Raw genomic sequence first — 26,915 nt, 5'->3', positions numbered from 1 at the left:
AAAACGATGAAAAGACAATTCTCACTGAGCCTTTGCCTGCTCGCCATTCTTGTGGCTGCCGCTCCGCTCAAAGCCCAGATGGTGGAGGAGCGACTTGGGCGAAACTTTCTTTATGCAAGTCCCTTTCACTTTTTTGACGGAAATGTTTACCTAGGGCTGGAACGATTTAATAAAACCTATCAGAGAAGCTTTGTGCTGAACACGGGTTTTGTTTCAAAAGCAAATGATAAGCGCACAGCAGGAATTCTGATCCAACCCGAAATACGGAAGTATTATCTGAGTAATTTTTTAAATAATGATACTGCCGGCATTGACTGGAAATTAAAGGGTGTATATGCCGGGATTTTTCTGCACTACAGTTATCTCCATGAAGATTATCGTAAGGAATTTCAAACTCCAACTCATACAACTTTTGAATATATAAACGCCCAATATCAGTCTTATGCGATTGGTACTTCGCTGGGGCTGGTTGCAAGCATTTATAAATGGCTGCACGTGAATTTCTATGTGGGAGGCGGAATAAAGTTTACCGATATTAAGGACCCGGATCCTACACTTGCGGAAGAAGGCGATGTTCCGTTAACTTCGCCAGCGTATGAGGGTATTTTCCCCCGAGTTGGTGCTCAGATAGGTATTAATTTTTAATATTAAAAAAATGAAAAACTTAATAATCATCACCTGTATATTTCTTGGAATCAGCACGGGGACATTGCAGGCACAGGAAAATGAAGTGTTCGAAACGAATAAGGATATCATCCGGCTTTATCCTCAATATTTTATCACCACAACGTTTTATGCCGGTTACGAGCGCATTCTCTCATCACGCCACAGCCTCGAACTGGATGCCGGCATTACTTCCGGCACCCTTCAGCAGGAAAAACACGAGGGCTATATGGCGGAACTGAAATGGCGGATATTTTTTAACAGCCTGATGGACTTTATGAGTTCAAACCGCCAGCGAGGCTATATGTCAACTTTTATAAATTATCAGGCGCTCACCACGAGCGATTCAAGGCCTGAGCCCCTTGAGGATAAAGCGGACTATCACATATATGCCGGAGGTGTAACTTTTGGCGTACAAATTTTTGCACTGGCCAACCTCAATATTGATCTTTATATAGGAGGTGGCGTTCAATACAGCACCAGCACTAACGCAAACCAGATTTACGAGCCGGTGCTGAACTTTCTGGAGCCGGCCTACAACGGACCTTATCCAAAAGCCGGCTTCTCTGTGGGATTAGGATTGTAACCGGCCTTCCCCGCTTTTTCATCACCCGTTCATCTGCTACTTTTGCGGAAATCCATCCCCATGTTGAAAATAGGTGTTTTAGGAGCCGGCCACCTCGGCAAAATTCATATTCGGTTACTCAAAGAAGTAAAGGAATTCCAGCTTACCGGATTCTTTGACCCTGATGCCATCCAGGCTGCGGCCGTGTCTCAGGAGCTTGAAGTAAAGGCATTTGACAGCATTCACGAACTCATCAGGGAGGTGGATGCCGTGGATATTGTAACGCCCACACTTTCCCACTTTGATTGCGCAAAACTGGCACTTGATCACGGCAAGCATATTTTCATAGAAAAACCGCTTACCAACACCATTGAGGAAGCGCGGGAACTCATGGATCTTGTAGAGGCATCATCCATCAAAGCACAGGTGGGCCATGTGGAGCGGTTTAATCCCGCATACCTCGCCATTGCGGATTATGATATTCAGCCGAAATTCATTGAGACGCACCGCCTTTCTGAATTCAACCCGCGCGGTACAGATGTATCAGTGGTGCTGGATCTTATGATCCATGATATAGATATTGTCCTCAGCCTCATCAAATCGAAGGTGAAGGCCATACACGCCAGCGGAGTTCCGGTGATCAGCGAAACGCCTGACATTGCCAATGCCCGCGTGGAATTTGAAAACGGCAGCGTTGTGAACTTTACCGCGAGCCGCGTTTCCCTCAAAAAGATGCGGAAAATGCGAATGTTTCAGAAAAACGCCTATATCACGCTGGACTTCCTGACGAAGAAAGCTGCGATCTTCAAGATCTCAGAACTGGAAGAAGGGCAATCACCCATTGGTTTTGTAATTGATCCGGGCGAAGGGAAAGCACGCAAACAGATAGCCTACAGCCAGCCACCTTCACCAGAGGTAAACGCCATTAAAATGGAACTCGAGAAATTTGCTGCGGCCATTATAAATGATGAAGTGCCCGTTGTAACCGTTCGGGATGGTTATAATTCCCTGAAACTGGCCCATCAAATTCTTGAGAAAATAAACCATTATTCTTTTACTTAATGATGGATGCCTCAAAACTTTTTTTGTTATTAATATTAGTTCCCGTCCTTTTTCAGGGTTGCGAAACCATTAATCCCGCAGAAGAGATCCCGTCCTACATCCGGATAGATTCAGTGAGCCTGGAAACCACCACGGGGCAGGGAAGCAACTCCCACAACATCACGGATGCGTGGATGATAGCCCAGGGAAAATCTGTGGGTGTATTTGAACTCCCCGCGCTTTTCCCGGTGCTGCCTGCCGGCCCAAAGGAAATTGTGGTGCAGCCGGGCATCAAGGAAAATGGTATTGCCAATACCAGGGTGATCTATCCATTTTACCAGCCTTATCAGGTCACATTAAATTTGGATCCAACGGATGTTGACACCATAAAACCGGTATTCAAGTATACATCTACCACACAATTTGGATTTATAGAAAACTTTGATGGCGTGGCGTTGAATTTCAATGCCACTAACAACAGCCAGTATCCCTTGGCCCGCACCGGAGATCCGGCCCATGTATTTGAAGGCGATTCTTCATTACGCATTACCTTCGATGCCGGTGAGCAGCTATTTGAAATGATGACTACGGAACTGTTTAATTTGCCTCGCGGCAGGCCCATATTCCTGGAAATGGATTTTAAGTGTGAAGCTTACGTTACCGTAGGAATTTTTGCAGAAAGCCAGGCCCAGGCGATACAGCAGCCCTTAGTGGTATTGAACCTGACGGACGTTTGGAAGAAAATCTATATAGAAGCAGGATCCCTGATTTCAGGCTATAATGATTTTTATTCCTTCCGGATTTTCATAGGAGCACAGTCAACTGCCGGGGGACAAAGCATTACGCTGGATAACATAAAGCTGCTGTATCTTGAATAGGGTAAGGGAAGTCATAAAGTACGTAATTGCAGATTACCTGGCTTCAGCCCTCGCTTGGGGGCTGTTCTATGCTTTTCGCAAGATAGTGGTGGAACCAGAGAAGTATGGCTATGAAGTGCCCATCTTCGATTTCGACCAGAACTTTTATCTGGCGATGCTTTTCATCCCGCTCTTCTGGATCTCGCTTTTCTGGCTGGTGGGAAGTTATAAAGGCATTTACAGGAAATCGAGGCTCCGCGAACTGGGGCTGACATTGGTGGTGGTTTTCCTGGGCACAATCCTGCTGTTTTTTCTGCTGCTGCTCGATGATGTGGTGCCCTCCTACCATGCCTACCGCTCCACTTTTCTTGTGCTTTTCCTGCTACAATTCGGGATTGTCAGCTTTTTCCGCATCTTTCTGCTTACCCGCCTGAAAAGGAAGCTGAAGAGACGCATCATTGGTTTTAACACTTTATTGGTAGGCAATAACCAAAAAGCCCGGGGCCTCTACGAAGAACTGGAAAGCGAGAAATTTTCTCAGGGATATCACATTGTTGGAGCGGTAACCATTAATGAGGATGATGGAGATGCGCTAAACGGTCTGGTGCCCACGTTGGGCAATTATTTCGACCTGAAGGAGCTGATAAAGCGGTACAGGATAGAGGAAGTAATTATCGCCATTGAATCATCACAGCACGAAGACTTGCGAAAAGTACTCACGATCCTCGAAGGCGAAGGGATCATCATTAAGGTGATTCCTGATATGTATGATATCCTTGCCGGCTCTGTAAAAATGAATTACCTCTTTGGGACGGCACTTATAGAAATACGCCCGGAAATAATGCCGGAGTGGCAGAAAAACCTGAAGCGGATCCTGGATTTTGTTGGGTCGGTGCTCATCCTCACCATCGGATTTCCTGTGTTTTTAGCGCTGGCCGTGGCGGTTAAACTCTCATCCAAAGGACCGGTCTTTTACCGGCAGGAGCGCATCGGCCAGTATGGAGAGCCGTTCTACATTCATAAATTCCGCACCATGTATACGGATGCAGAAAAGGCTGGCCCCCAGCTCTCCAGCGAAAAAGATCCGCGGATCACCTCCCTGGGACGGACCTTGCGCAAATACCGGCTGGATGAACTGCCACAGTTCTACAATGTGTTGATTGGCGAAATGTCGCTCGTTGGTCCCCGGCCTGAGCGGCAATTCTTTATTGATAAGATCGTGGAAACCGCCCCACATTACACGCACCTGCTAAAAGTGAAGCCCGGCATTACCAGTTGGGGCCAGATAAAATATGGCTACGCAGAAAATGTAGACGAGATGATAGAACGGCTAAAATTCGATATCCTCTATATTGAAAATATGTCTCTGGCAATGGATATTAAAATTCTCTTTTATACACTGGTTATAATTTTAAAAGGAAAAGGGAAATAGAGTTTGGCTATTGGCTTTTAGCTGTTGGCAACTGGCAATAATCAGTAATTTATTTAATCCCCAATTAATATTTATTAAATTGGATCCGTTCCCGTGTTATTTAAATTTAACAGATCATCAGGATAATTTGCGGTGATCCTTTTGTTTTCAACATCTGTTTCCACTATAAAATCCTCGTGCAGAGGCAGCAGCAATTCCTTCCCCGCTTCAACTTTTACTTTTATTAATGAATGCAATGAATTCTCCATCACCTCCTCAATGATGCCTAATTCATCACCATTTAAATTAAATAAGGCAAAACCTTCGAGATCAAAATTTTCAGGCTGTTGCTGCAACTCCATGGGCAAGTCGTGAATGGGCAGCATAAGTGCGTGAGAGCGCAATTTCAGCGCATCTTCCGGTGAGTCCACATCTTCCCATTTCAGGATGGCCGTCTCCTCTCCCGCCATCGTAAGAGATTCCATAAAAAAAGGAACCGGTTTTTTCATTATCTCAATGAAAACAAACCGGTTCCCTTGTTCTATAGCTGATTTGAGAAAATCCAGTACTGCGGCAGCCGCAGTAACCTTCACCGCTCCCTGGTGGCCGTGAGGCTTCAGGATGGTCCCAACCCGGAGATATTCCTTAGGATGGAACATTTAGCAACATTACTCTTTCTCTTTATTTTCAGCAACTTCATCAGCACCTTCTGAGGAAGCAGTTGCTTCTTCTTTAGGAGCCTCTTCTTTAGGAGCTTCTTCTTCAGGGGTCTCTTCTTCTGCCGGAGCCTGGCTTTCTATTTCGGCCATGCGCCTTGCTTTTAGCGCCTCCGCGCGTTTCTCTGAAACCTTCGCTTCACGATCCAGGCGCTCTATTGCTTCCTTCTCTGTTTCTGTAGCAAGCCTTTCCACTTTGCTTTCCACCTGGGTTTTCTTCTCATCCATCCAGGAGTTCCACTTTTGGTCGGCATCTTCTTGGGTTAATGCACCTTTGTCAACACCCCGCTGGAGGTGTTTCTTGTACATAATGCCTTTGTATGAAAGAATTGCACGGGCAGTATCCGTGGGTACAGCTCCTTTTCTGAGCCAATCCAGCGCCTTCTCCTGGTCAATATTGATAGTGGCAGGATCAGTGGTGGGATTGTAAGCGCCCAGGCGCTCAATGAATTTACCATCTCTGGGTGCACGCGAATCGGCCACCACTATGTAGTAGTAAGGCAGCTTTTTACGTCCGTGTCTTTGCAGTCTGATTTTAACTGGCATAAGTCGAAATTATGTGTGTTAATTTTTTAAGGGTGCAAAGGTGGTGAAAAAGGAGCTAATGAGCAATATGGACGTATCCTATAAATTTTCCCCAGAAACCCAAGGCTTACTTACTACCCTCGCATCAATGTCATCATATCAGGAACGGCAGCCATCCCGCAGCAGTGGTTCATTTCACCTGATCGTCAGGGTACTCATCCTGTTCAATGTCTGAATCTGGATAACCGGGATCATCTTCGTCTCTGTTATCGAACTTTTCATAATCGAATTCTGGAAGAAGCTCCTCTTTAATGTAGCTGACTACTTCTTCGAGGCCCTCCGCAAATTTGTTGAAATCCTCCTTATAGAGGTAGAGTTTATGCCGGACGAAAATGTTGTCATGCTTCCTCTTGCTCTCTGTAATCGTTACATAATAATCGTTTGAAAGGTTAGCCCGCACATCAAAAAAATAGGTTCTTTTACCGGCTTTCACTCTTTTAGAAAAAACAATATCCTGCTTATCATTAGTTTTTCGCTTCTCCTCGCGGTTCCAATTTTTGTCGTCCTGCATCTGGTTTCATTTTTTTAGAATCATTCGTTTTATGTGAATGAGGGGTAAATATAAAAAATGAAACAGACTTTACAAGCCCTCGGCTGGTGTTTTACTCTCATCCGTTTCAGGATACTCCACTCTGATGTGATAAAGGCTGGACAACAACTTTTTGAGGCGCGACCGGATATGGCTGATCTCTTTAAGTGTAAGATCAGCTTCTGCCAGTTGGTGGTCGGCTATTTTATTATCAATTATTTTATCCACCAATTTATCAATCGTTCCTTCCTCCACCTGCTTCAGCGTGCGGGATGCGGCTTCAACGGAATCTACGATCATCACCACCGCCTGTTCCTTGGTAGAAGGCCGCGGCCCCGGATATCGGAAACCGGAATCAGTAGTTTCCTGGCCCACATTTTTGCGCAGGTAATTCTGATAAAAATATTCCACGCGGGAAGTGCCGTGATGGGTGCGGATAAATTCCATGATCTTTTCAGGCAATCCATAGCTTTTACCCATTTCATCTCCCATTGAAACATGCCTGATGATAATGCGTGCGCTTTCCGCTTCATCAAGGTAATCATGTGGGTTCTTCATAAATTTTTGATTCTCTATGAAATAACCGGGATTCTCCATCTTCCCAATGTCGTGATAGAGTGCGCCAACTCTCGTCAGCAAGGCATCTCCTCCCAATTCAGTGATTAATGTTTCGGCCAGGTTGCTCACCTGCAGGCTGTGCTGAAAAGTACCGGGTGCCTTGAGTGACAGCTTTCGTAGCAGTTTCCGGTTAATATCGCCCAGTTCGATCAAGGTAATATCTGACACCAGGCCAAATGCTTTTTCGTACGCATAGATGAGCGGATAGGCCAGCAACGTCAGGATAAAATTGCCGCCAAACCAGAGGTAACTATCCCACGGCATCGCATTGATCTCCACGCCTTGCACAAAGTTGATAGCGAAAAACGTGAGCAGATAACAAAGAAAAACCAGCATGGTGGAAATGAAAAACTGGCTGATGTAGCGAATCCGCAACATGCTCAGAACTGCCGTAAGCCCTGCCAGCGACTGGATCAATATAAATTCAAACGCATTGGGCGCTATGAGGCCCACGATCAGCACTACAAGCAATATACTGAGAAAAGCTGCCCGCGATCCGAAGAAGGCCAGGATCACGATCGGTAAAATACAATAGGGAATTACATAAATATTTAACGAAGGATTTTGAACTACATAAATGCTGATAATAATAAAGATGATGATATTGACCAGCGTGAGAATAGTATTGCGGTTGGTCTTTAGCACCACCGGCTCAAAAATATGGATGTATACCGTGTAAAGGCCGAAAATAAGCGTGATAAGAATGAAGTACCCAAGCAATATCTCAATGTTTCCTCCTTTGCTTATGCGCTGTTCATATTCGCGTTTAAGTGAAAGCAGAATTTGATATTTTTCAGGCGTAACGATATTTCCACGGGATATTATCTTTTCGTTCTCCTGCACCAGTCCGCGCGTAAGCGAAACGTTCTCCATGAGGTCCTGCAATGTGGCCTGGCTAAGTTGCTGATCGTAGTAAATATTATTTGTGATGGACGACAACAATGGATTCAGGAAATACTGCTTTTTCAGCAGTGTATCCTCCTCCACCTGCTCAGAGACATAGTTTCCGGCTTCCGTGATCGAAAGCAATTCCTGCAGGCTTCTATCTCTTGCCCTCCGGGTTTGCCTGTCAACCACAATCAACTTAAATTCGGGAGGGTTCCTGTTTTTCACCTGATTCTCTACAACGCCCTGCTCATATATTTCTTCGAGCAGTTTTTCTCCTTCTCTCAGTATCTCCTCACGCCTCTTTTGTACGGCCTCAGGTTCATCCTCCAGATTTTTATGAAGGGCATCTGCAAACGCCTCCAATTTATCCTTTACTATTTGCGAATCCCGCAAATAATAGGGTTTGAAATTTTCGCGAATTCCCTCACGCTCCAGTTCTATTTCTTCGGGAGACTTTTCGATGGGAAAATCAAAAGGCGCCAGAAGATCGTCATGAAGCCAGGGTTTCTCCTTTTCAAATTCATATTTAAACCGGCCCTTTTTAGGAATGATAAAAACGATGAGAAGGATAGCCCCAAGGATGAACAAATGCCGGATGATGAGTTTATGTCTCCTCCGGATGAAGGTCAGAAAGTTTTGCATATCGGTTTTGGGAACTGCGGTGTATCTTACCTTTGCCCGCTAAGCAGCGAAATTAGAAATTATTGCTTACCATCTATTAGAAAACAATTAAATTCAAAATGAAGAAAGAAGTTTATATCGTTTCTGCAGTAAGAACCGCCATTGGCAGTTATAACGGGGCGCTTGCCTCACTATCAGCCATTAAGCTCGGAAGCATTGCCATCAAAGCGGCCATCGAACGGGCGGGAATTAAAGCAGCAGAGGTACAGGAAGTATTTTTTGGAAATGTGCTTTCAGCTAATCTTGGCCAGGCTCCTGCCCGCCAGGCAGCCCTGGGTGCCGGCATCAGCAACACCACTCCATGCACTACCATCAACAAGGTTTGCGCTTCGGGTTCTAAGTCAGTGATGCTGGGCGTACAATCCATTTTACTGGGAGATAATGACGTGGTAGTTGCCGGTGGTACAGAGAGCATGAGCAATGTGCCTTATTATCTTGAAAAAGCCCGTTTTGGCTACAACCTCGGCCATGGCCAGTTGATTGACGGATTGGTGAGGGATGGCCTGTGGGATGTGTACAATAATTTCCACATGGGCAGTGCCGCAGAAATGTGCGCGGATGAATGCAGTGTGAGCCGCGAAGACCAGGACGAATACGCAATCAACAGCTACAAGCGCACGGCAAAAGCCTGGGAGAACCGCAGCTTTAAGGATGAAGTAATACCTGTGGAAATTGCCGGAAGAAAGGAAACGGTGACCTTTTCTGAAGATGAAGAATATCGGAAAGTAAAATTTGAGAAAATCCCGTCTTTGCGCCCGGTTTTCAAAAAGGAAGGCGGAACGGTTACGGCTGCCAATGCTTCTACCCTGAATGACGGTGCAGCAGCCATCGTATTGATGAGCCGGGAAAAAGCTGAAGAACTGGGCGTAAAACCCCTGGCTAAGATCATCTCTTATGCTGACGCGGCTAAAGAACCTGAACGTTTCACCATTGCTCCGGCTGAAGCCATCCAGAAGGCGCTGAAAAAAGCATCGCTGAGCCTTAGCGACATTGACTTCTTTGAGATCAACGAAGCATTTGCGGTGGTATCGGTCGCCAACAACCGCATACTGAATCTGGATCCGGAAAAGGTCAACGTATTTGGCGGAGCGGTTTCTCTGGGCCATCCGCTGGGAGCAAGTGGCGCCCGGATTTTAGTAACGCTCACCAGCGTGCTGAAGCAGAAGAAAGGCAAGTATGGCGTTATCGGAATTTGTAATGGCGGTGGCGGAGCATCAGCTATGGTGATTGAAAATTTGCAATGATCCTTGCCGGCCTTTATCAGTGCAGGCACATAAGTTGTAAAATCAATAAAACCCCACATTTCCGTGGGGTTTTTATTTGATACCATGATTTTGCTTTTTATGCTGAAATATTTTCTGATCCCATTCCTTTTTATTCTTCTCACCACACGGGCTGTTCACGGACAAGCCGATTTTCCTGAAGAACTTTCACAGCCCCAAACTGACAGCCTCATGAAATATGAGATGATGCTGAAAGAAATTGGCGATTCGATGCTGGGCGGGCAGTCAGAAGACGTACGGGCCAATGCGGTGATGAAGTATATTCCGCTGCTGGTGAAAACGCTCAAGTTTCGGGGCTCTTTCGATTATCCTTTCGATTCTCTGAAATTCATGAAAAAGCTGAAGCCTGAAGACCAGTCATTCAGAATATATAACTGGAATCTACAGTTTGACGACCAGACGTTCCGTTATTATGGGGCGATCCAGTTGGACTACAAAAACAGGCTTATGCTCTTTCCGCTGTTTGACCGGTCTGACAACATTCCTGATTCGCTGGCTGAAGACACGATCCTGACGCACGAAAACTGGTATGGCGCACAATATTATGCGCTGATCGAAGAAAAGCATAAAAGGCAAAAGTTCTACACACTGCTGGGCTGGGATGGAAGCACTCACATCAGCAATAAAAAGATCATAGATGTGCTCACCTTCAATGAGCAGGGATTGCCGGTTTTTGGAGCACCAATGTTTGAATGGGGGGAAGACACCGTAAAAACACGGGTGATCTTTGAATTCAGCAACCAGGCGGTAATGGCGCTGGATTACCTCCCGCGCCACAATATTATTACCTACGACCATCTCTCCCCGCCTGACGAAAAAAGCAAGGGCAAGAAATTCACCTACGTTCCGGACGGATCATACGATTATTTCATCTACAAACGCGGGAAGTGGATCAGAAAGGAACTTCTTTTTGAAACCTATAAAAAGAAGATCGAAATGGAAGATTTCCAATATAACACGCGGTAAACTTCCACCCAGCCCCAGATACCGGTTTTTCGGGTTTCGATTATAAACAGGAAATTACCCTGACAAACAAGGTTCAGGTGATTATTAAAACATGAAAAAAAGGAAGCCGGAAAACTTCCAAACCGTCTCAACCTTTTACATTGGCGGAAATTTATAATTAAAAAGAAAAATAATTAAAAGAAAATGAAGATAGGAATATACATAGATGCTGCAAACCTTGCCTATAGTGGTGGCTTTAATATGCGTTATGATGTTTTAAAAGATTTTTGCAGCATTGGCGGAGGCGAGTTGGTCCGGCTTAACACATACATTTCTTATGATGCGCAAAAAGCTGAGCAGGATAAAGAATATCGTGAAAAACAGGATTCGTATTTCCGGATCGTCCGCCACTTTGGATTCAAGATCCTGAGAAAAGACGTGAAGTGGTACACCAATGAGGAAGGCGAACGCTACGGAAAAGCCAATGCCGACCTGGACCTTGCCGTAGATATGCTGATCCAGTCGCGCAATCTGGATAAGGTTTTCCTGCTGAGCGGTGATGGAGACTTTAAGCGCGTAGTGAAGGCTGTGCAGGATAAAGGCGTTCGCGTGGAACTGATCGCCTTCAACAACATTTCCGGTGATCTTATCAGCGAATGCGATCATTACATTCCCGGATTCATCATTCCCGACCTTCTTCCAATAAAACATCCCGGAAAAAATGGCGAGCGCTATCGTGGCATCTGTTACAATGTGGAGGATAAGTTCTCCTTCCTCCGGTATATTAATGCCGATTTTGGCTATGAAGAAGTATTTGCACACCTAAGTGAACTCCGCAACAATAAGAACTTCTACCTCGACCGAATTTATGAGTTCAGCGTGGATGAAGGCCCGAAAGGCCCGGTGGCAAAACGTATCGTTGAGGTAAAGTTTTAAACCCGGTGGTATTCCTGTGAACGCGGGCTATCTCATTATACGTCATCTGGATAGCCCAGTGAAATATTCATAAATCACCACAACGGTTTTAGCATAATTCCGGGGGAGACGATATTACCTTTGCAGCCCTTTTTCAGAATCAACTTGCAAACCGTCACTTCTACCCCACTTTTTCAGCAGATCAGCGCTGGCAACAAGCAGGTGTTTGAGCAGCTTTTCCGGAAGTTTTATGAGCCACTGTGCCAGTATGCTCTGAAAATCCTGAAAGAACCCGCCCAGTCAGAGGAAATAGTACAGGATGTCTTTTTCCGTATTTGGGAAAAACGCGGGGAACTGAACATTGAAACTTCGGAAAAATCCTATCTCTACCGTGCGGTGCATAATAGCTGCCTCAATCATCTGAAACATTTGAAGGTTCGACAGAAATATCAGGCAGATCAGCAGGTTGGCGAAATGCCGACAGAGGAGATCGCTGACCATGAACTGGAAGTGCGCATCCGGGAAGCCATAAGAGCATTGCCGGAAAACCAGCGGCAGGCATTCGAACTCAGCCGGACCGAAGGCCTCAAATATTCGCAAATTGCTGACGAAATGGGCATCTCCGTAAAAACAGTGGAAAGCTACATTAGCAAATCGCTGAAACACATGAGGCAGCGCCTTGCAGACTATCTTCCATTTGTGGCCCTTTTTCTTTTATGGATTAAAAAAATCATAACGCTGTAGGGTTAGCCAGTTTTCAATTGTCTTTAAGATAAATAGAGGCGGTAAAGAAGATTTGAATGAATGATTGTTTTGAAAATATTGAGTTTGAAGAACTGCTGTCTAAAGTTGTAGCCGGAGAAGCAACCCCTGCTGAGCAAATCCTTTTTGAGAAGGAGATTGCCGTATCTGACCAGAGAAGAAGGCAGTATGAACGCTCATTGATCATTTGGGAAAAATCACATAATGTTTCTTCCGGCCCCCAATTTAATACCGATGCTGCCTGGCTCAAGCTGGATTTGCGGATAAAGGCTTCTGAGGGCGGCAGCAACATTCGCAAGCTTGGATCTTCACAACCCAGCGAGAAAGTGGCTCAGGAAATCTCCCGGCATCGATCGCGCAGAACCTGGTGGATTGCAGCTTCCGTTACGCTGCTGGCCGGAATTGCGGTACTTATTTACCTTATTTCTCAACCCACCGCTGCTCCAATTACGCTGACGGCCACATCAAGCAAAGTGGAGAAAACGCTCCCTGACGGCTCTGCTGTTGCCATAAATGCAAATTCTTCGCTCACCTACCCGGCTGAATTTGCCGGGAACCAGCGCAAAGTGAGCTTAAAGGGAGAAGCATATTTTGAGGTGCAACCTGATGCAAACAAACCTTTTATAATTGAAGCGGATCAAGCGCTTATCACCGTTCTGGGAACGGCTTTTAATGTTGATGCAAAAAATGAACGGGTGGAGGTTCAGGTGGCTGAAGGCGTTGTTAAGCTTTCATCTCTTAATGCTGATACACTTTTCGTGCTGCTGAAAGCAGGTGAAACCGGAATCTACGACCGTAAAACAGGCAAGGTTGAAAAAGGGGGCAGGCTGACCGAAAATGATCTGTTCTGGAACACCGGGAAACTCGTATTCGAAAATATGTCGCTGGCCGAAGTTGTGAAAGACCTGAACCATGCCTACGGCAGCAACATCAGCCTGCAAAACGATTCACTGGCAGATTGCAGGCTCACCACCACTTTCCGGGACGATTCTCTGCCGGATGTATTGCGTGTAATTGCACTGACACTGGAGTTGCAAGTAATTTCCGGATCCAATCAAATTCTGCTTGACGGAAAAGGTTGCCATTAAAACCATGAAATCTCACCTCCTCAACTCCCTTCTCTTCTTTCTGCTCGGAACTGCATCTGTTCTCAATGCTCAGGAACCAATTCTGGAACGGAAGATTACACTGGAAATCAGCAACCTGCCATTGAAGCAGGCGCTGCAGAGCACTGAATTGCAGGGACTATTTAGCTTTTCCTACAATCCGGCCGAGCTGCCGCTGGACAGCCCGGTTTCGTTATCCGTTACAGGGCAGCCAGTAAAGCTGGTACTGGATGCATTGCTGAAACGGCCAATGCAGTACCGGGTCAGCGGAAGCCATCTCATCTTGCTGCCGGTCCGGTCATTTGCTCAGGAAAAAAGCCGCTATATCATTTCGGGATATATAGAGAACAGCCGCACCGGAGAGCGCATTCCACATGCTACAGTGTATGATATAGATGGGAAAAATGTGGCGCTTACTGATCGTTCCGGCTTTTACGAACTCACCGTTTCTACCGAAAAAGAATTTTTAGGACTGGGCGTGAGCAAGCGGGCTTACTTTGATACGCTTTTGGTGGTAAAACCCGAAAGCCGGAAAGATCTGAACGTAAAGCTGCTCCCTCAGGATTCCTTGTCCCGCATTGAACTTCGCATGGTTGCACCGGAAGATATGGCACCGATAAAGGCCGTAGAGGATGTCAGAATAGTAAAGCTGATTGTGCCTGACCGTCAAATGCAACACTCGCGCAATATGCTTTCGCTCCTGAATAATGTGCCGATACAGATTTCCTTCCTGCCCGGCATCAGCACCAACAGCCTAATGAGCGGATCTCTGGAAAACGACCTTTCCATTAATGTGCTGGCCGGCTACTCCTTCGCGGTCAAAGGAGTGGAGGCTGGCGGTTTTCTAAACATTGTGCGACAGCACGTTACGGGAGTGCAGGCAGCCGGATTTGGGAACGTGGTAGGCGGGCGATTGCTCGGTTTGCAGGCCGCAGGATTCTTCAATAATCTGCGCGGGTCATTTTCCGGGGTGCAGGCAGCAGGTTTCAGCAACGTAACGCTCGATACCATTCGCGGGCTTCAGGCCGCAGGTTTTTCAAATGTTGTAAAGGGAAAGATCACAGGCGTGCAGGCAGCCGGGTTCTCCAATGTCAGCACACAGGACGTGGACGGAATGCAGGTTTCCGGATTTTCCAATATTGCCGCTAAGGATGTGAATTTCTGCCAGGCCAGTGGCTTTTTCAACTATGGAAGAAAAATTCAGGGAGCACAGATAGCAGGTTTCAGCAATGTGGCTTCAGGTGATGTGGCCGGTGTGCAGGTTAGTGGATTTGCGAATATTGCCTCCAAAGATGTAGCCGGTGTACAGGTAAGCGGGTTTGCAAATATTGCCGCCAAAGATGTAGCTGGAACGCAGGTAAGCGGATTTGTTAATTATGCGAGAAAAGTATCCGGGATGCAGATAGGTTTCCTCAACCTCAGCGATAGCACGGCAGGTCTTGCCCTCGGTTTCCTGAGCTTTTCACGCCACGGCTTCCATGAATTTGAACTCTTTACGAATGATGTGATGCACTCCAATCTTGCTTTCAAAACCGGGGGAGCCGGCATTTCTACAATATTATTACAGCCGGCCTCACCATCAGCACCGATTCATTTGTCCATCCCTGGTACAACGCCTGGAGCTTCGGCTACGGATTTGGTTCTGAATTCAAATTATCAAAACGATGGGCACTAAATCTGGACGTCACAGCTAATCACCTGAATGAACGCAAGGAATGGCTGGATGCCCTGAACTTGTTGAGCCGCTGCAATACCAACCTAAATTTTTATATCACCAACCAACTCGTGGTGAATGCAGGCCCGGCCCTCAATGTACTCGTCTCTCAATACCAAAATGATGATGGACGGTTTGCCTCGCGATGGGCACGTTCGCCTTTTTATGAAAGGAGCGGCAACCGGACGCAAGTGCAAATGTGGATAGGCTGGCATGCCGGTTTACGCTTATAATCCCACCCACTATATTTCTCCCGGCAGTTGACCAACCACAGCCTTTTTTGCAACATCAAATTTGCCGGATTCGCTCGCCCCATACAGGATGACCGCTGGGAACGCTTTCCTTCAGGACAAAATCAGTTGCCCTGTCCTTCAGGACAGGGTAAAAAAGAAAGAGTTTCTTTAGGGCTTCAGCCCTTTTTGTACCAACGGGTTTCCCTGAAAGCTTTAAAACCCTGCAAGCGACTTAGAAACCTCGTTTGAAGAAGATTTACGAAAACTAAAATGAAGTTTTCAGCAAATGATTAGTTCGAGATCAAAACGTGAATAGAGCAGTCCGAAAACCTTATAGCTAAATTTTTCAATTATTAGATTTGCAGAGATTCACTTAATTGGCATAATTATAAATTAAATGATCAATCTTCTCAAAAGGCTGGCAAGTCATTTCCCGCAACGATACCAGCAGGAATTGAAGCGGCTGCATTTTCACAGAAAGATAAAGAAAGGTCGGTTCTATACAGAAGAGCCGGAGTTTTCAAGGCTCGCAGGATGGATAAAGGCCGGAGATTGGGTGCTGGACGTGGGAGCGAATATCGGCCATTATACAGTGCGATTTTCTGAGATTGCAGGTGCCACAGGAAGAGTGATCTCGCTGGAACCGGTGCCCGCCACTTTTGAACTGTTGGCAGCTAACGCTTCGCAATGTCGCCACCGGAATATAAGCTTGCTCAATGTAGCCGCCTCAACTGAAACGAAAATGCTGCAAATGGCAGTTCCAACATTTGATACCGGGCTTACTGACTATTACCGCGCAGAAGTAACGGAAGCGGGCGGGGAACTTTCAGTGATGTCAATTTCCATTGATTCCCTGAATATTTCACAGCCGGTCAGTTTGGTAAAAATAGATGTGGAAGGCCACGAGATCCATGCTTTAAGGGGAATGGCAAAACTCCTGAGACGCGACCATCCCCGCATCATCGTAGAAGGGAATTCTGAGGAAGTGGCCGGTTTCCTCAAATCACTGGATTATTCATTTGAAGAACTTGACAATTCTCCTAACCGCGTATTTTTTATTCCAAATAAAAATACGGATTAAAGCTGCCTGAACCGTACCGTAATCCGGAGCGAGATTATTTCATAAAAACCGCACTGCCACAATGGTCTGACAGCGGGAAATAAGGAACTTTAAATTCCTCACTGAATTCATGAACAGCCTGTTGCGTTCCTCTGTATTCGGCATTATTATAATCGTGTACGAAAATGTATCCCCCCGTTGCGAGTTTAGGATAAAAGAAGCGTAAACCCTCCAGGATCGGCTTGTAAAGATCCGTATCGAGGCTTACGAAAACGAAGGTTTCATCCACCTCAGCAGCCGTTTCAGGGAAGTAGCCTTTCCTGATAATGCAGTTATCCGGATTCTTCATTCGTAAAAGCACCAGTTCCACGTTCGTATCAGAGAAATCCTGCGATCCGTCAGAGAAATTTTCGTTGCGTTCTATTTCCACATCTTTCCTGTCAAATCCCTCAAAGGTGTCAAACAGGAATAGCTTGCGGTCAGGGAAAGCCCGTGAAATATCAGCCGCAAAATCGCCCCGGTACACGCCTACCTCAGCTACCGCCCCTTGAATGTTTTTTGCATATATCTCATTCGCACACAACTCCAATGAAGAAACCCGTACGAAGTCGCCATGTACATCCAGTTTTCGCTCGCGGCCCAAGTACATCATCTGCGGTACCAGCTCCCGTTTCGCCAGGTTAAAACCCTTGTAAATTGCCTTTTTTAAATTCATAGGTTGTGTTCAGGGCGACAAATTTACGGCAGATGATGAAGGAATATGAAGCAGTTTTGCTCTCTTAATTTGCACACAAAAAAAACCCATTATTAAATCCTGATATAAAAATCATAAACATGTATTTTTTCTTACATATCCAAACAAATATTTTATTTGATTTTGCAGGAAACGATCGTTAAGATTGCAATTTAAAAAACGCGTCAGATGCCTGAAAAACGACAATTTTGATGAACCTTTGCCTCAGGTTTCTGTTTGTTAATTCAGTTTTAAAATCATTTAATTAAATAAAATTTTAAGCATGAAAAGGTTAATTTATTTATTCACAGTACTTCTAATGGTATCTTCCTGTAAAAAAGACGATCCTGATCCAACTGATGAGGACCCCACACAGGCTATGAGAATTGAGGATGATGTTACCACCAATACAACCTGGGAGAACCGCGTTGACAACCCGGATGAACCTGATTATATCATCGCGAATAATATTAATGTAGATGCTGCGCTGGTGATTGCCGAAGGTGTGCGCATTGAGATGGAATCGGGCGTCAGTGTAGAGGTACGGTCCAGCGGCTCACTCCATGCCGCAGGATCTGCTACGGAGCCGGTGGTGTTTACCGGTGTTCAGGCCACAGCAGGATATTGGGACGTACTTGAATTCAATTCCAATAATCCTGAGAATCTGCTCAGCCACTGCCGCATAGAATATGGCGGAGGCAGCGTTACTTATAAAAACAGTATGGTCTGGTTGCAGAACAGCAACAATGCACAGGTAGGCATTGATAACACCACCTTCACCGGCAGCATGGGTCATGGATTATATGCAGAATCAGGAACTGAATTCTCCGCATTTTCGAATAATACTTTTTCTGCGAATGGCGCTGAGGGCCTGGCAATTTTCGCCAACCACATTGGCAGTCTTGATGAAACCAGCGACTACGACAACGAAAATGAAGCATCGTTTATCCTCGTAGGCGGAAGCACCTTTGCCTCAACCACCACCGTTCCTGCAACCAATGCTGCTTTCCTGATGGATGGCAATTTCGATATTGAAGCAGATGTGATAGTGTCTCCCGGCACCACATTTCGGATGGGAAGCTCGGCCAGCATTGAAGTACATTCCGATGGATCGTTGAATTGTGTGGGAACTGACGGGAATATGATCAGGTTTCTCGGAGAAGTGGAAACGGACAGTTATTGGGACGTGATAGAATTTGACTCCAATAATCCGCATAACAAATTTCACTATGTAGAGGTGGCCCACGGTGGCGGAAGCAGTACCTATGAGTATTCCAGCATTTGGCTGCAGAACAGCAACAATGGGCAACTCGAACTGCAGAACAGCCTGGTAAGAATGAGTGGCGGCTGGGGACTATATGTTGAAGCTGGCACCACCATCATCCCGGGAACTATTGTTGATCTTTTGAGCAGTAATACTTTCGAGAATAATGGGCTCAACTCCAGCAGCGACTGCACCGGGGGATGTGATATTTTTCTGCCTTAATTAGTCTATTTTTTAAAGGAGACCCGGTATCAGCAATGGTTCCGGGTTTTTTTTGGATTTGCTATTCGCAATTAAAAAAACAAAACTGTACCTGCAGTTTTCAATCAATCCGGAATTTACGGCTGACGAGCATTTTTATCCATTATTTAAATGATAGTTACAATTTTTTATTCAAACGCCTTTTCAAGTTGCTGGCCGCGGCTACCCTTTACGAAAAACAGCGCGTCATGGAACTGCTGCCGCTCCAGCCAGGCCTTTAACTTCCCGGCATTCGGAAAATGAATGCACTTCAGTTTGTTTTTTACTTTTTTAAATTCAGACCCGATAAGGATGACGGTTTGCAGGTTTATTTTCTTCAACAAATCCACAATCTCACGGTGCTCCTTTTCGCTTTCTTCTCCCAGTTCGTGCATGTCGCCCAGCACGACTGCCTTTCTGGGATGCGGGTGGTCACCAAAATCAGCCAGCGCTCCCTGCATACTGCTGGGGTTCGCATTGTAGGCGTCAAGGATCAGGGTGTTGCCTTTCCATTGCACCACCTGCGAGCGATTGTTATCGGGTTTATAGCTTTCTACCGCTTCTGCTACATCAGCCGGAGCTACTCCGAAATAATGACCGATAGCCGCCACAGCCAGGATATTCTGCAAATGGAATGAACCGAAAAGATGCGTTTGTACCTCCACCTTTTCCTTATTATAAAAATTAATGGCCACCTTCAGAAACGGGAACCGGTTAAGGATCTTTCCTTTATATTTTGATTTTGAACCGGTGCCATAATAAACTGCTTTTACGGAGCCGGCCAGCTTTTTCAATTCTTCGTCATCCTGATTAATAAAAGCGGTACCGTCATTTTCTTCAAGGAAATCATAAAGTTCCTTGTTGGCCATTTTCACGCCTTCAATACCACCAAAGCCCTCAAGATGATCCTTACCCACATTGGTTACGATCCCGAAATCCGGCAACGCAATTTCTGCCAGCAGGCGATTCTCGCCACGGTGATTTGCACCAAACTCGATGACAGCGATATCATGTTCCGGCCTGAGTTGAAGCAGGCTGAGCGGAACCCCGATGTGGTTATTGAGATTGCCGGGGGTGGCAAATACTTTCAGCTTTTTTGTGAGTATCCGCTGCAACAGTTCCTTCGTGGTGGTTTTGCCATTAGAGCCTGCAATTGCCAGCACAGGAAGCCGCATATTCATGCGATGGTATGTGGCTAGCTCCTGCAATGCCATCAGGGCATCTTCCACTAAGATGAATCGTTCGCTTTTCGCATACGCAGCTTCATCCACCACGGCATAAGCTGCTCCTTTCTCCAGCGCCTGGGCCGCGTATTCATTGCCATTGAAGGCCGGGCCTTTCAGCGAAAAAAATATACTGTCCGGAATGATCTTCCGGCTATCGGTGCTGACGGTGCCCCTTTGCTTATATAATTCGTAGAGAGAGGAAGTTGACATAATCCATTTTAGTTATTAAAATGCTACCCGGTAAAACAAAAAGGGATTATTTCTTTCCTTTTAATATTTGGATAAAGAATACCCTGGCTGCTCCCCTACTCATATTCCACCACTACGCCTGGAGTTTTCGGATGGCTTTGGCAGGTGAGGATAAAGCCTTCCTCCACCTCCTGGTCCGTGAGTCCCTCCCGCTCGTCCATAAAAACTTCCCCGGCTTTGCAGCGGGCACGGCAGGTAGTGCAGATCCCCATCTGGCAGGCATAGGGCGGATCGAGGTCCTGCCGCATGGCTGCTTCAAGAATGCTTTCATCTTCATCCACCTGAATGATCGTGGTCTCGTTGTTCAGGATTACTTTCACCTGATTTACCGGGCCGTCTGAAGGAAACTCTTCGTCATACAAACCGCTTGTTGCTTCCGCAGGAGCCGCTTTGGAAGTAGTTTTCTCCGGCTCACCAATTTCATCGGCCAGCGGTGTAGGGGAGGTAAAATATTCGATGTGTATCTTCTCCTTCGGAACATGCATTTCGCGCAGGGTGGCATTTACCTGCTCCATCATTCCCGTAGGGCCGCAGATGAAGAACTCAGCTTCTCTGGTGAGATCCATGTCTGTGCATTGCTTCAGCAATTCCCGCAACATGTCATGGTTGATCTGTCCGGTGAGGCCGCTCCATGATTCCTGGGGCATATCCACGATATGCGTGAGGCTGAAGTTATCGAACCGCTTCTCCAACTCCTCCAGTTGGCTTTTGAACATGATGCTGTGTTCGTTGCGGTTGCCATAGAACAGCCAGACACGGCTCTGCGGCTCTTCGGTAAGAATGGACTTTACTAGCGAAATTATAGGTGTAATTCCACTGCCGCCAGCCACCATGATGAAGTTGCGCCTGAAACTCTCATCCAGCGCAATGGTGAATTTGCCCATCGGAGGATAGAATTCCAGCATTTCGCCTGCGTGGAGATGATCGTTCAAATAAGTGCTGACCACGCCATCTTCCACCCGCTTTACGCCAATAGTGAGCGGATCGCCCATGGCCGGGCTGGAACAGACCGAATATGCCCTGCGGTGCTTCACATCGTGCTGCACCACCTGCACCGTGAGATATTGGCCGGGCTGATACCGGAACGTGCTCTTCAGCTCTTCCGGAATCTCAAACTGAATTGATACGGCATCCTTCGTTTCGCGGTTGATCTTCGCCACCTTCAGCTTGTGGAATTGTACCATTGGCTCCTGTTTTTGCTTGGAATTTAAATTTAAAAAACCGGGCGCAAAGATAGAAAGCAGAACAGACCCTTACCGCCAAAAGAGCCTGAAGTTTTGAGAAGTATAAAAGTGATGAAACTTTACAGGTAACAGGCATTATAAAAACTCCCGGCAATACCTCAATCCTTATAAATGTCCTCTATCAGCCCCGCATGAATCGCCATGATGACTTTTCGCTTCAGCTTCATGGTGGGTGTTAATTCTCCTGCATCAATGGAAAAAGGTTTCGGCAGTAACCGGAACTGCTTGATCTTCTCTGTTTGTCCCAGTTCGCTGTTGTAGCGGTCAATCTCCTGCTGGATCTTATCTTTCACGGCTTTGCTGCTGATCATTTGTTCAGGCGAATTGCACAGCACGTTATTTCTCGCGCACCAATCCTTCAGGTAGGTAAAATCCGGAATGATGAGCGCAGCCACAAATCTTTCATTCTCCCCGATCACCATCACCTGCTCAATGAAAAAGGATTCGCTGATCTTGCTTTCCAGCGGCTGCGGAGCCACATACTTTCCTCCGGAAGTTTTGAAGATCTCCTTCAGCCGGTCGGTGATTTTCAGGTATTTGTCATCTACCATTCTGCCTACATCCCCGGTATGGAGCCAACCCTCGCTGTCAATAGTCTCGGCTGTGATCTCAGGTTGGTTGTAGTATCCCATCATGATATTGGGACCCCGTGCGCATATTTCGCCATTTTCCAGGATCTTCACCTCCACACCGGGGAGTACCGGTCCTACTGTTCCCAGCTTAAAATCGTTCTTGCGGTTTACTGCAATCACGGGCGAACTTTCCGTAAGGCCGTACCCTTCTCTCACGCCTATGCCAGCCGCACTAAATACCCTGGCCAGCCGCATTTGGAGAGCAGCCGCACCCGTGACGATAATTTCGATCTCCCCGCCTAACGCCTCCTTCCATTTGCTGAAAATGATCTTCTGCGCCAGCTTCAACTGGAAAGCGTACAAGCCACCGTTTTTCCCCTCGTCATCATATTCCAGCCCCAGCTTAACGGCCCAAAAAAACAGGGCACGCTTCACACCTTTCAGCTCCAATCCTTTTTTGATGATCTTTTCATAAACCTTTTCCAGGAGGCGCGGCACGGCAGTAAACAGGTGCGGTTTCACTTCCTTCAGATTATCACCTATGGTTTCCAGGCTCTCGGCATAATATATTGACACACCCCTGTACAGGTAATAGAAACAAACGGTGCGTTCAAAGCTGTGGCATAGCGGCAAAAAGCTGAGTGCCCTGTGGCTGCGGTCAAAAGGAAGCACCTCCGCCACACCTATGAGATTGCTGATAATGTTGTTGTGGTTCAGCATCACCCCTTTGGGATTCCCCGTAGTTCCGGAAGTATAAATGATGGTAGCCAGACCCTCAGGTTTCATCTGCTGCCTGCGTTTTTTCAGTTCTTCTTTACCGCTATCCTGTGCGGCATCCGTCACTTCGCTCCAGTGGCGAGCACCGGGTATTTTATCCAGTGTAAAAATATGTTGCAGGTCAGGTTTGCGCATTTTCAGCTTTTCCACCTTTGCCAGCAGTTCCTCATTCTCTACAAATACGATTTTCACTTTGGCGTCATTAAAAATAAACACCTGGTGCTCCTCGCTTAGCGTAGGATAAATAGGAACTGTGATAGCGCCTGCCGTCATGATCCCGAGATCAATGAAGTTCCATTCCGGACAATTATTCGCGATAATGGCTACTTTATCTCCGGGAAGTATGCCCTGGGCCAAAAGCCCCAACGCCACATGCTCTACGATGTCAGCACATTGCCGGGTGCTGTATGTGCGCCAGGCACCTTCTTCTTTGGCTGCAATACATATTTCATGGGAGCCTTCCTCAAGCTGGTGCGGCAAAATGTCAATGAGTAGTTCGGGATGCATAGTATCAATTTTTTAAACAAGGTTGAAACACGCTCTAAAAATAAGGAAAAACAACATAGCCTGACTGACCTGACGTTTTCAGAAATTTTATATCCCCATTTTCAGGGATGTCTTTTCACTGTTTGCAGGTATTTAAATCAACGTTCGGGCTGCGGATATTTGATCGCGTAAGGTGCAGCTATTTACTCCTTTTGTTTAATTCTCCCCATATTACTATCCAAAGCCTTAACCAATAGCATAATATAACAATGATCAAAGTATGGATTGTAGATGACCATATAATTTTTATTAATGGCATTAAAAATTTGCTGAATGGCGTTAACGATATAAAAATTACAGGCGAGGCACTGAATGGCCGGGAAGCGGTTGACCTTCTGGATAATCAGGAACACCCGGATATAATCCTGATGGACCTGAAGATGCCCGTGATGGATGGCCAGGAAGCTACCCGGCTGGTGAAACAAAGAAACCCTGAAATCAAGATTATTATGATAACTATGCATCTTGCTCCCGAAACGGTAACCCCGATCCTTGATAGCGGAGCCAATGGCTACATGATGAAGAATACGGGCAAGCAGGAATTAATACAGGCGCTGCATCAGGTTTCAAAGGGAGATCCTTATTTTTCCAACGAAGTGGCGAGTGCATTGGTGGCCAGTTACCGGCTTAGCGAGCAAGCCAAAACTGAAAAGGAGCAGCCCATTGAACTTACAGGACGTGAACAGGAAGTGCTAAAGCTCATCCTTGGTGAACTTACTACCTCCGAAATTGCTGCTCAACTCGGGTTGAGTCCGCATACCGTTGATACTTATCGCAAAAACCTGCTGGTGAAGGTGAACGTGAAAAATACAGCAGGACTGGTGAAATGGGCATTAAAAAATAATTTCCATTAAACAACTACGAAAGATGAAAGCTAAAAAAGTAGCAGGCGTAATACTTGGCGCAGGGGCCCTAGGATATGCAGCAAAAAAAATCTTTTCTCAATTTCAATACAAAAACTCCAATCTTATGAACAATGAGTGTTATCCGCCCGAAGATTATGTGGAATGGTGGCCCTATTTCGAATTCATCAGTCCGCTGCAAGTAAAAATTCACATGAAGGTTCCGTTAGAAAATCCCGGACATTCTGCGTCCGTCAATCCGGCCACTGCGCTAAAAAATTACCATGAAGTTGACATCCAAATGACCGGGACCGATGGCCAATTGACCGACTATAATTTTACTGTAGATTTTACAGGACAAACCTCTGCTGTTGTAATGGCTGTGGTAACCGACAATACAGGTAAAAAACGTGGAAAGCAGGTTTCTTTGAGTAAATATGGCAATTAGAATCTCCTTGTAGCCTTTCCAGCTTCTGACTATTTTGACCACATCTCAAATGTCCAATGTTTAATTCCAGTCCAAGATTAAAAGGGAGCCTTTGTTTCTTATTTTTGATTTGGATGGCGGCCGGCAGTAACGCTGAATCTTCCTTGCTGATCACTGAGGCCGCCAAAGATTCGCTGTACCGGAAAAACCCGGTGGAACTGCTTAGCCTGCTCCGCGAAGCGCCTGAGAAAAATATCAGGGATGATATCACATGGATTGTCCGTACGGCATTGCGGTTAAATGAGGACAGCATTGCCAGAGTCTATCTTCTCCAGGCCATGCACCTGGCTGAAATTAACGAAGGTGTCTCAGCCTTTGCCTTGTCCCGGCTTGCCTATTTGGATTTCCGGAAACAGGATTTTATATCCGCCAGGAAAGGACTGGATAAGGCTTTGGTAATATATCAAAAAGAATCAGACACTAATGGAATTGCCTATTGCAAATTGGTCCGGGGGCAAATTTATATGCACCTTCAAAAAAGGCCCGAAGCATTGGAAAGCTTTTATGAGGCATATAAACTGGCAACCTCTCCTGAAATCCGGCATTCAACGTTGCTGCAGCTAGGCCAGTTGCACCATCACACCAATGATACCAATGCGGCTGAAAACTTTTTCTCACGGGCCCTTGATTTCGCAACCCGGCAAAAAGACAAAGTAGCTAAAGCAGAAAGCTATGCTGCCATGGGAATTCTCATGCTGAAGGTCGGGGATCATGAAAAGGCAATGGATTATTTTTCTATTGCTAAAAATATATTCCAAGAATTAAACCTGAATAAAAAGCTGGTCGTGCTTCTTTTAAACTGGGGCAATTGGCATGAGATCCAGGAAGAATATGATAAAGCCCTGGAATATTATGAAGAAGGCTTGACGTTGAGCAGGCAATACCGGTATTATTATGCAATGGGAGAATTATATAACAATATTGGCAACTGTTTTTATTTTCAGGAACAGGATGAATTAGCTAAAGAATACTATTTAAATGCCTGGGAAATTGCCAATAAAAGAAAAGATCTGCGCATAATGGCTGCGGTAACCTTTAATCTACATAATGTATTTGCTTACCTGGGCCAGCCGGATAGCGCATTGCATTATTTACGCCTGAACCTTGTTTTTTCAGATTCAATATTGAATGAAGAAAAACAACGGGCAGTGGTGGAACTCCAAACCCAATATAAGACTAAAGAAACGGCAGACAGCCTTGTGATTGAAAGAAAGAAAGCAGAAATATCAGCCCTGCATCTTTCTGAAGCTAAAATGAGAAACAAGCTTTTCTCAGGCGGTACCGTTCTCTTTTTTCTGCTGGCTATTGCCACTTTTCTGTATTTTAATCAGCGAATGAAACATAACCGCACGATTGCCGAACAAAAGGAAAAAGAAAGCCGGCAACAGGTGCTTGACCTGATCCGTAAAAATGAACTGCTACGGATCAATGCGCTGATGGAAGGGCAGAGCATTGAGCGAAAAAGGCTTGGGGAAGAGCTGCATGATAACCTCGGGAGTATGCTGGCTACCGTGAAATTACGATTTGCCGCCCTCAGCGATAAGATAACCCATGAAGCTGAATACGATGCAGCAACAAACCTGCTTGATGATGCGTGCCGCGAAGTCAGGAAAATTTCGCACAATCTGGTGAGCGGAACCGTAACCAAATTTGGATTGGTCGCTGCCGTCAGAGAGTTGGCTGCCACCATTGACGAAAGCGGAAAGGTGGGGCTTAAGGTAATTGTGAACGGCAGGGAAAAGCAGTTGGAGAATGGCCGGGATGTAGCCATTTACCGGATCATTCAGGAACTAGCCAGCAATATTATCAAACATTCCCGTGCTAAATTGGCCACCATTTCCATCAACTACAGCGCAGATTCGCTGAATCTCATCATTGAGGATAACGGAGTGGGCTTTGAGCCCGGCTCAGAGAATACCGCATCAGGCATTGGACTGAAAAACATGAGGGATAGAGTGCAGGCACTGAACGGCAACATAGCCATAGATTCCACCCCCGGCAGCGGCACCATCATTCTCCTTGATCTGCCCATTTCATAGCTTCGGAATTCTTCCTGCTGTTACATTAATTGCAGGTTCATTATCATCATTATTTTTCTTCATTCTCTGCACAAAAGAGAGTTGAGATTGTTAAATGAAACTCAATGATAATGAACAAAAGCAA

Annotated in this window: 25 protein-coding genes; 17 read left to right on the top strand and 8 right to left on the bottom strand. The window is 46.0% G+C overall.

Going from position 1 to position 26,915, the window contains the following annotated elements; all coding sequences use genetic code 11:
- Positions 1 to 6: 6 nt before the first annotated feature.
- The 5 genes from WD077_07600 to WD077_07580 are packed head-to-tail and all read left to right on the top strand — an operon-like array spanning position 7 to position 4,558.
- A complete protein-coding gene (locus tag WD077_07600; protein ID MEX0967086.1) occupies positions 7 to 645 on the top strand; it encodes a hypothetical protein in 639 nt (212 codons plus the stop codon).
- Positions 646 to 655: 10 nt separating this feature from the next.
- Entirely contained in the window at positions 656 to 1,249 is a 594-nt protein-coding gene (locus tag WD077_07595) for a DUF3575 domain-containing protein (GenBank protein ID MEX0967085.1), read from the top strand.
- Between the two features lie 60 nt (positions 1,250 to 1,309).
- Positions 1,310 to 2,290 (top strand): Gfo/Idh/MocA family oxidoreductase, encoded by a 981-nt coding sequence (locus tag WD077_07590; protein MEX0967084.1) that lies wholly within the window; start codon positions 1,310 to 1,312, stop codon positions 2,288 to 2,290.
- Positions 2,291 to 2,313: 23 nt separating this feature from the next.
- A complete protein-coding gene (locus tag WD077_07585) occupies positions 2,314 to 3,147 on the top strand; it encodes a hypothetical protein (protein MEX0967083.1) in 834 nt (277 codons plus the stop codon).
- Entirely contained in the window at positions 3,140 to 4,558 is a 1,419-nt protein-coding gene (locus WD077_07580; GenBank protein MEX0967082.1) for a sugar transferase, read from the top strand. The genes WD077_07585 and WD077_07580 overlap by 8 nt, the downstream gene beginning before the upstream one ends.
- A gap of 74 nt (positions 4,559 to 4,632) precedes the next feature.
- Here the strand turns inward: WD077_07580 and rimM are convergent, their stop codons facing one another.
- The 4 genes from rimM to WD077_07560 form a co-directional block, all read right to left on the bottom strand.
- Positions 4,633 to 5,196, bottom strand: coding sequence for a ribosome maturation factor RimM (gene rimM, locus WD077_07575; GenBank protein MEX0967081.1), 564 nt, complete (start codon positions 5,194 to 5,196; stop codon positions 4,633 to 4,635).
- Positions 5,197 to 5,205: 9 nt separating this feature from the next.
- The gene (locus WD077_07570; protein MEX0967080.1) at positions 5,206 to 5,799 is read right to left on the bottom strand and encodes a 30S ribosomal protein S16; all 594 of its coding nucleotides are present in this window, start codon (positions 5,797 to 5,799) and stop codon (positions 5,206 to 5,208) included.
- 169 nt (positions 5,800 to 5,968) lie between these two features.
- On the bottom strand, positions 5,969 to 6,349 hold the full coding sequence (locus WD077_07565) for a DUF3276 family protein (protein MEX0967079.1): 381 nt from the start codon (positions 6,347 to 6,349) through the stop codon (positions 5,969 to 5,971).
- A 69-nt stretch (positions 6,350 to 6,418) separates the two neighbouring features.
- Positions 6,419 to 8,515: an HDIG domain-containing metalloprotein gene (locus WD077_07560; GenBank protein ID MEX0967078.1), complete on the bottom strand. Its 2,097-nt coding sequence runs from the start codon at positions 8,513 to 8,515 to the stop codon at positions 6,419 to 6,421.
- Between the two features lie 98 nt (positions 8,516 to 8,613).
- Here WD077_07560 and WD077_07555 point away from each other — a divergent pair, with 98 nt between their 5' ends.
- The 8 genes from WD077_07555 to WD077_07520 all read left to right on the top strand — a co-directional run bounded on the left by WD077_07555 (position 8,614) and on the right by WD077_07520 (position 16,593).
- On the top strand, positions 8,614 to 9,798 hold the full coding sequence (locus WD077_07555) for an acetyl-CoA C-acyltransferase (GenBank protein MEX0967077.1): 1,185 nt from the start codon (positions 8,614 to 8,616) through the stop codon (positions 9,796 to 9,798).
- Between the two features lie 63 nt (positions 9,799 to 9,861).
- Entirely contained in the window at positions 9,862 to 10,803 is a 942-nt protein-coding gene (locus WD077_07550) for a hypothetical protein (protein MEX0967076.1), read from the top strand.
- 183 nt (positions 10,804 to 10,986) lie between these two features.
- Entirely contained in the window at positions 10,987 to 11,718 is a 732-nt protein-coding gene (locus WD077_07545; protein MEX0967075.1) for an NYN domain-containing protein, read from the top strand.
- Between the two features lie 144 nt (positions 11,719 to 11,862).
- Positions 11,863 to 12,441, top strand: coding sequence for an RNA polymerase sigma-70 factor (locus tag WD077_07540; GenBank protein ID MEX0967074.1), 579 nt, complete (start codon positions 11,863 to 11,865; stop codon positions 12,439 to 12,441).
- Between the two features lie 56 nt (positions 12,442 to 12,497).
- The gene (locus WD077_07535) at positions 12,498 to 13,547 is read left to right on the top strand and encodes a FecR domain-containing protein (protein ID MEX0967073.1); all 1,050 of its coding nucleotides are present in this window, start codon (positions 12,498 to 12,500) and stop codon (positions 13,545 to 13,547) included.
- Positions 13,548 to 13,551: 4 nt separating this feature from the next.
- Complete coding sequence (locus tag WD077_07530) at positions 13,552 to 15,240, top strand: hypothetical protein (GenBank protein MEX0967072.1); 1,689 nt, start codon at positions 13,552 to 13,554, stop codon at positions 15,238 to 15,240.
- Positions 15,241 to 15,302: 62 nt separating this feature from the next.
- On the top strand, positions 15,303 to 15,512 hold the full coding sequence (locus WD077_07525) for a hypothetical protein (protein ID MEX0967071.1): 210 nt from the start codon (positions 15,303 to 15,305) through the stop codon (positions 15,510 to 15,512).
- A 397-nt stretch (positions 15,513 to 15,909) separates the two neighbouring features.
- The gene (locus WD077_07520; protein ID MEX0967070.1) at positions 15,910 to 16,593 is read left to right on the top strand and encodes an FkbM family methyltransferase; all 684 of its coding nucleotides are present in this window, start codon (positions 15,910 to 15,912) and stop codon (positions 16,591 to 16,593) included.
- A 34-nt stretch (positions 16,594 to 16,627) separates the two neighbouring features.
- Here the strand turns inward: WD077_07520 and WD077_07515 are convergent, their stop codons facing one another.
- Positions 16,628 to 17,287, bottom strand: a complete 660-nt coding sequence (locus tag WD077_07515; protein MEX0967069.1) for a TylF/MycF/NovP-related O-methyltransferase — start codon at positions 17,285 to 17,287, stop codon at positions 16,628 to 16,630.
- A 301-nt stretch (positions 17,288 to 17,588) separates the two neighbouring features.
- On the opposite strand from WD077_07515, the gene WD077_07510 reads away from it, so the two are divergent.
- Positions 17,589 to 18,791, top strand: a complete 1,203-nt coding sequence (locus WD077_07510) for a hypothetical protein (protein ID MEX0967068.1) — start codon at positions 17,589 to 17,591, stop codon at positions 18,789 to 18,791.
- A gap of 167 nt (positions 18,792 to 18,958) precedes the next feature.
- On the opposite strand, the gene murF is transcribed toward WD077_07510, so the two are convergent.
- The 3 genes from murF to WD077_07495 form a co-directional block, all read right to left on the bottom strand.
- Positions 18,959 to 20,245 (bottom strand): UDP-N-acetylmuramoyl-tripeptide--D-alanyl-D-alanine ligase, encoded by a 1,287-nt coding sequence (gene murF, locus WD077_07505; protein MEX0967067.1) that lies wholly within the window; start codon positions 20,243 to 20,245, stop codon positions 18,959 to 18,961.
- Positions 20,246 to 20,340: 95 nt separating this feature from the next.
- Positions 20,341 to 21,468, bottom strand: coding sequence for a ferredoxin--NADP reductase (locus tag WD077_07500; GenBank protein ID MEX0967066.1), 1,128 nt, complete (start codon positions 21,466 to 21,468; stop codon positions 20,341 to 20,343).
- Positions 21,469 to 21,626: 158 nt separating this feature from the next.
- Complete coding sequence (locus WD077_07495) at positions 21,627 to 23,384, bottom strand: long-chain fatty acid--CoA ligase (protein ID MEX0967065.1); 1,758 nt, start codon at positions 23,382 to 23,384, stop codon at positions 21,627 to 21,629.
- Positions 23,385 to 23,632: 248 nt separating this feature from the next.
- Here WD077_07495 and WD077_07490 point away from each other — a divergent pair, with 248 nt between their 5' ends.
- The 3 genes from WD077_07490 to WD077_07480 all read left to right on the top strand — a co-directional run bounded on the left by WD077_07490 (position 23,633) and on the right by WD077_07480 (position 26,791).
- Complete coding sequence (locus WD077_07490; protein MEX0967064.1) at positions 23,633 to 24,277, top strand: response regulator transcription factor; 645 nt, start codon at positions 23,633 to 23,635, stop codon at positions 24,275 to 24,277.
- A gap of 13 nt (positions 24,278 to 24,290) precedes the next feature.
- Positions 24,291 to 24,713 carry a hypothetical protein gene (locus WD077_07485; GenBank protein MEX0967063.1) on the top strand — a complete coding sequence of 141 codons (423 nt, stop codon included), beginning with the start codon at positions 24,291 to 24,293 and terminating at the stop codon, positions 24,711 to 24,713.
- 113 nt (positions 24,714 to 24,826) lie between these two features.
- Positions 24,827 to 26,791 carry a tetratricopeptide repeat protein gene (locus WD077_07480; protein MEX0967062.1) on the top strand — a complete coding sequence of 655 codons (1,965 nt, stop codon included), beginning with the start codon at positions 24,827 to 24,829 and terminating at the stop codon, positions 26,789 to 26,791.
- The last annotated feature ends 124 nt before the right edge of the window (positions 26,792 to 26,915 follow it).

The organism is Bacteroidia bacterium (genome assembly GCA_040880525.1).
Classification (GTDB): Bacteria; Bacteroidota; Bacteroidia; order CAILMK01; family JBBDIG01; genus JBBDIG01.
This window is presented reverse-complemented; position numbering and strand designations above follow the sequence as displayed.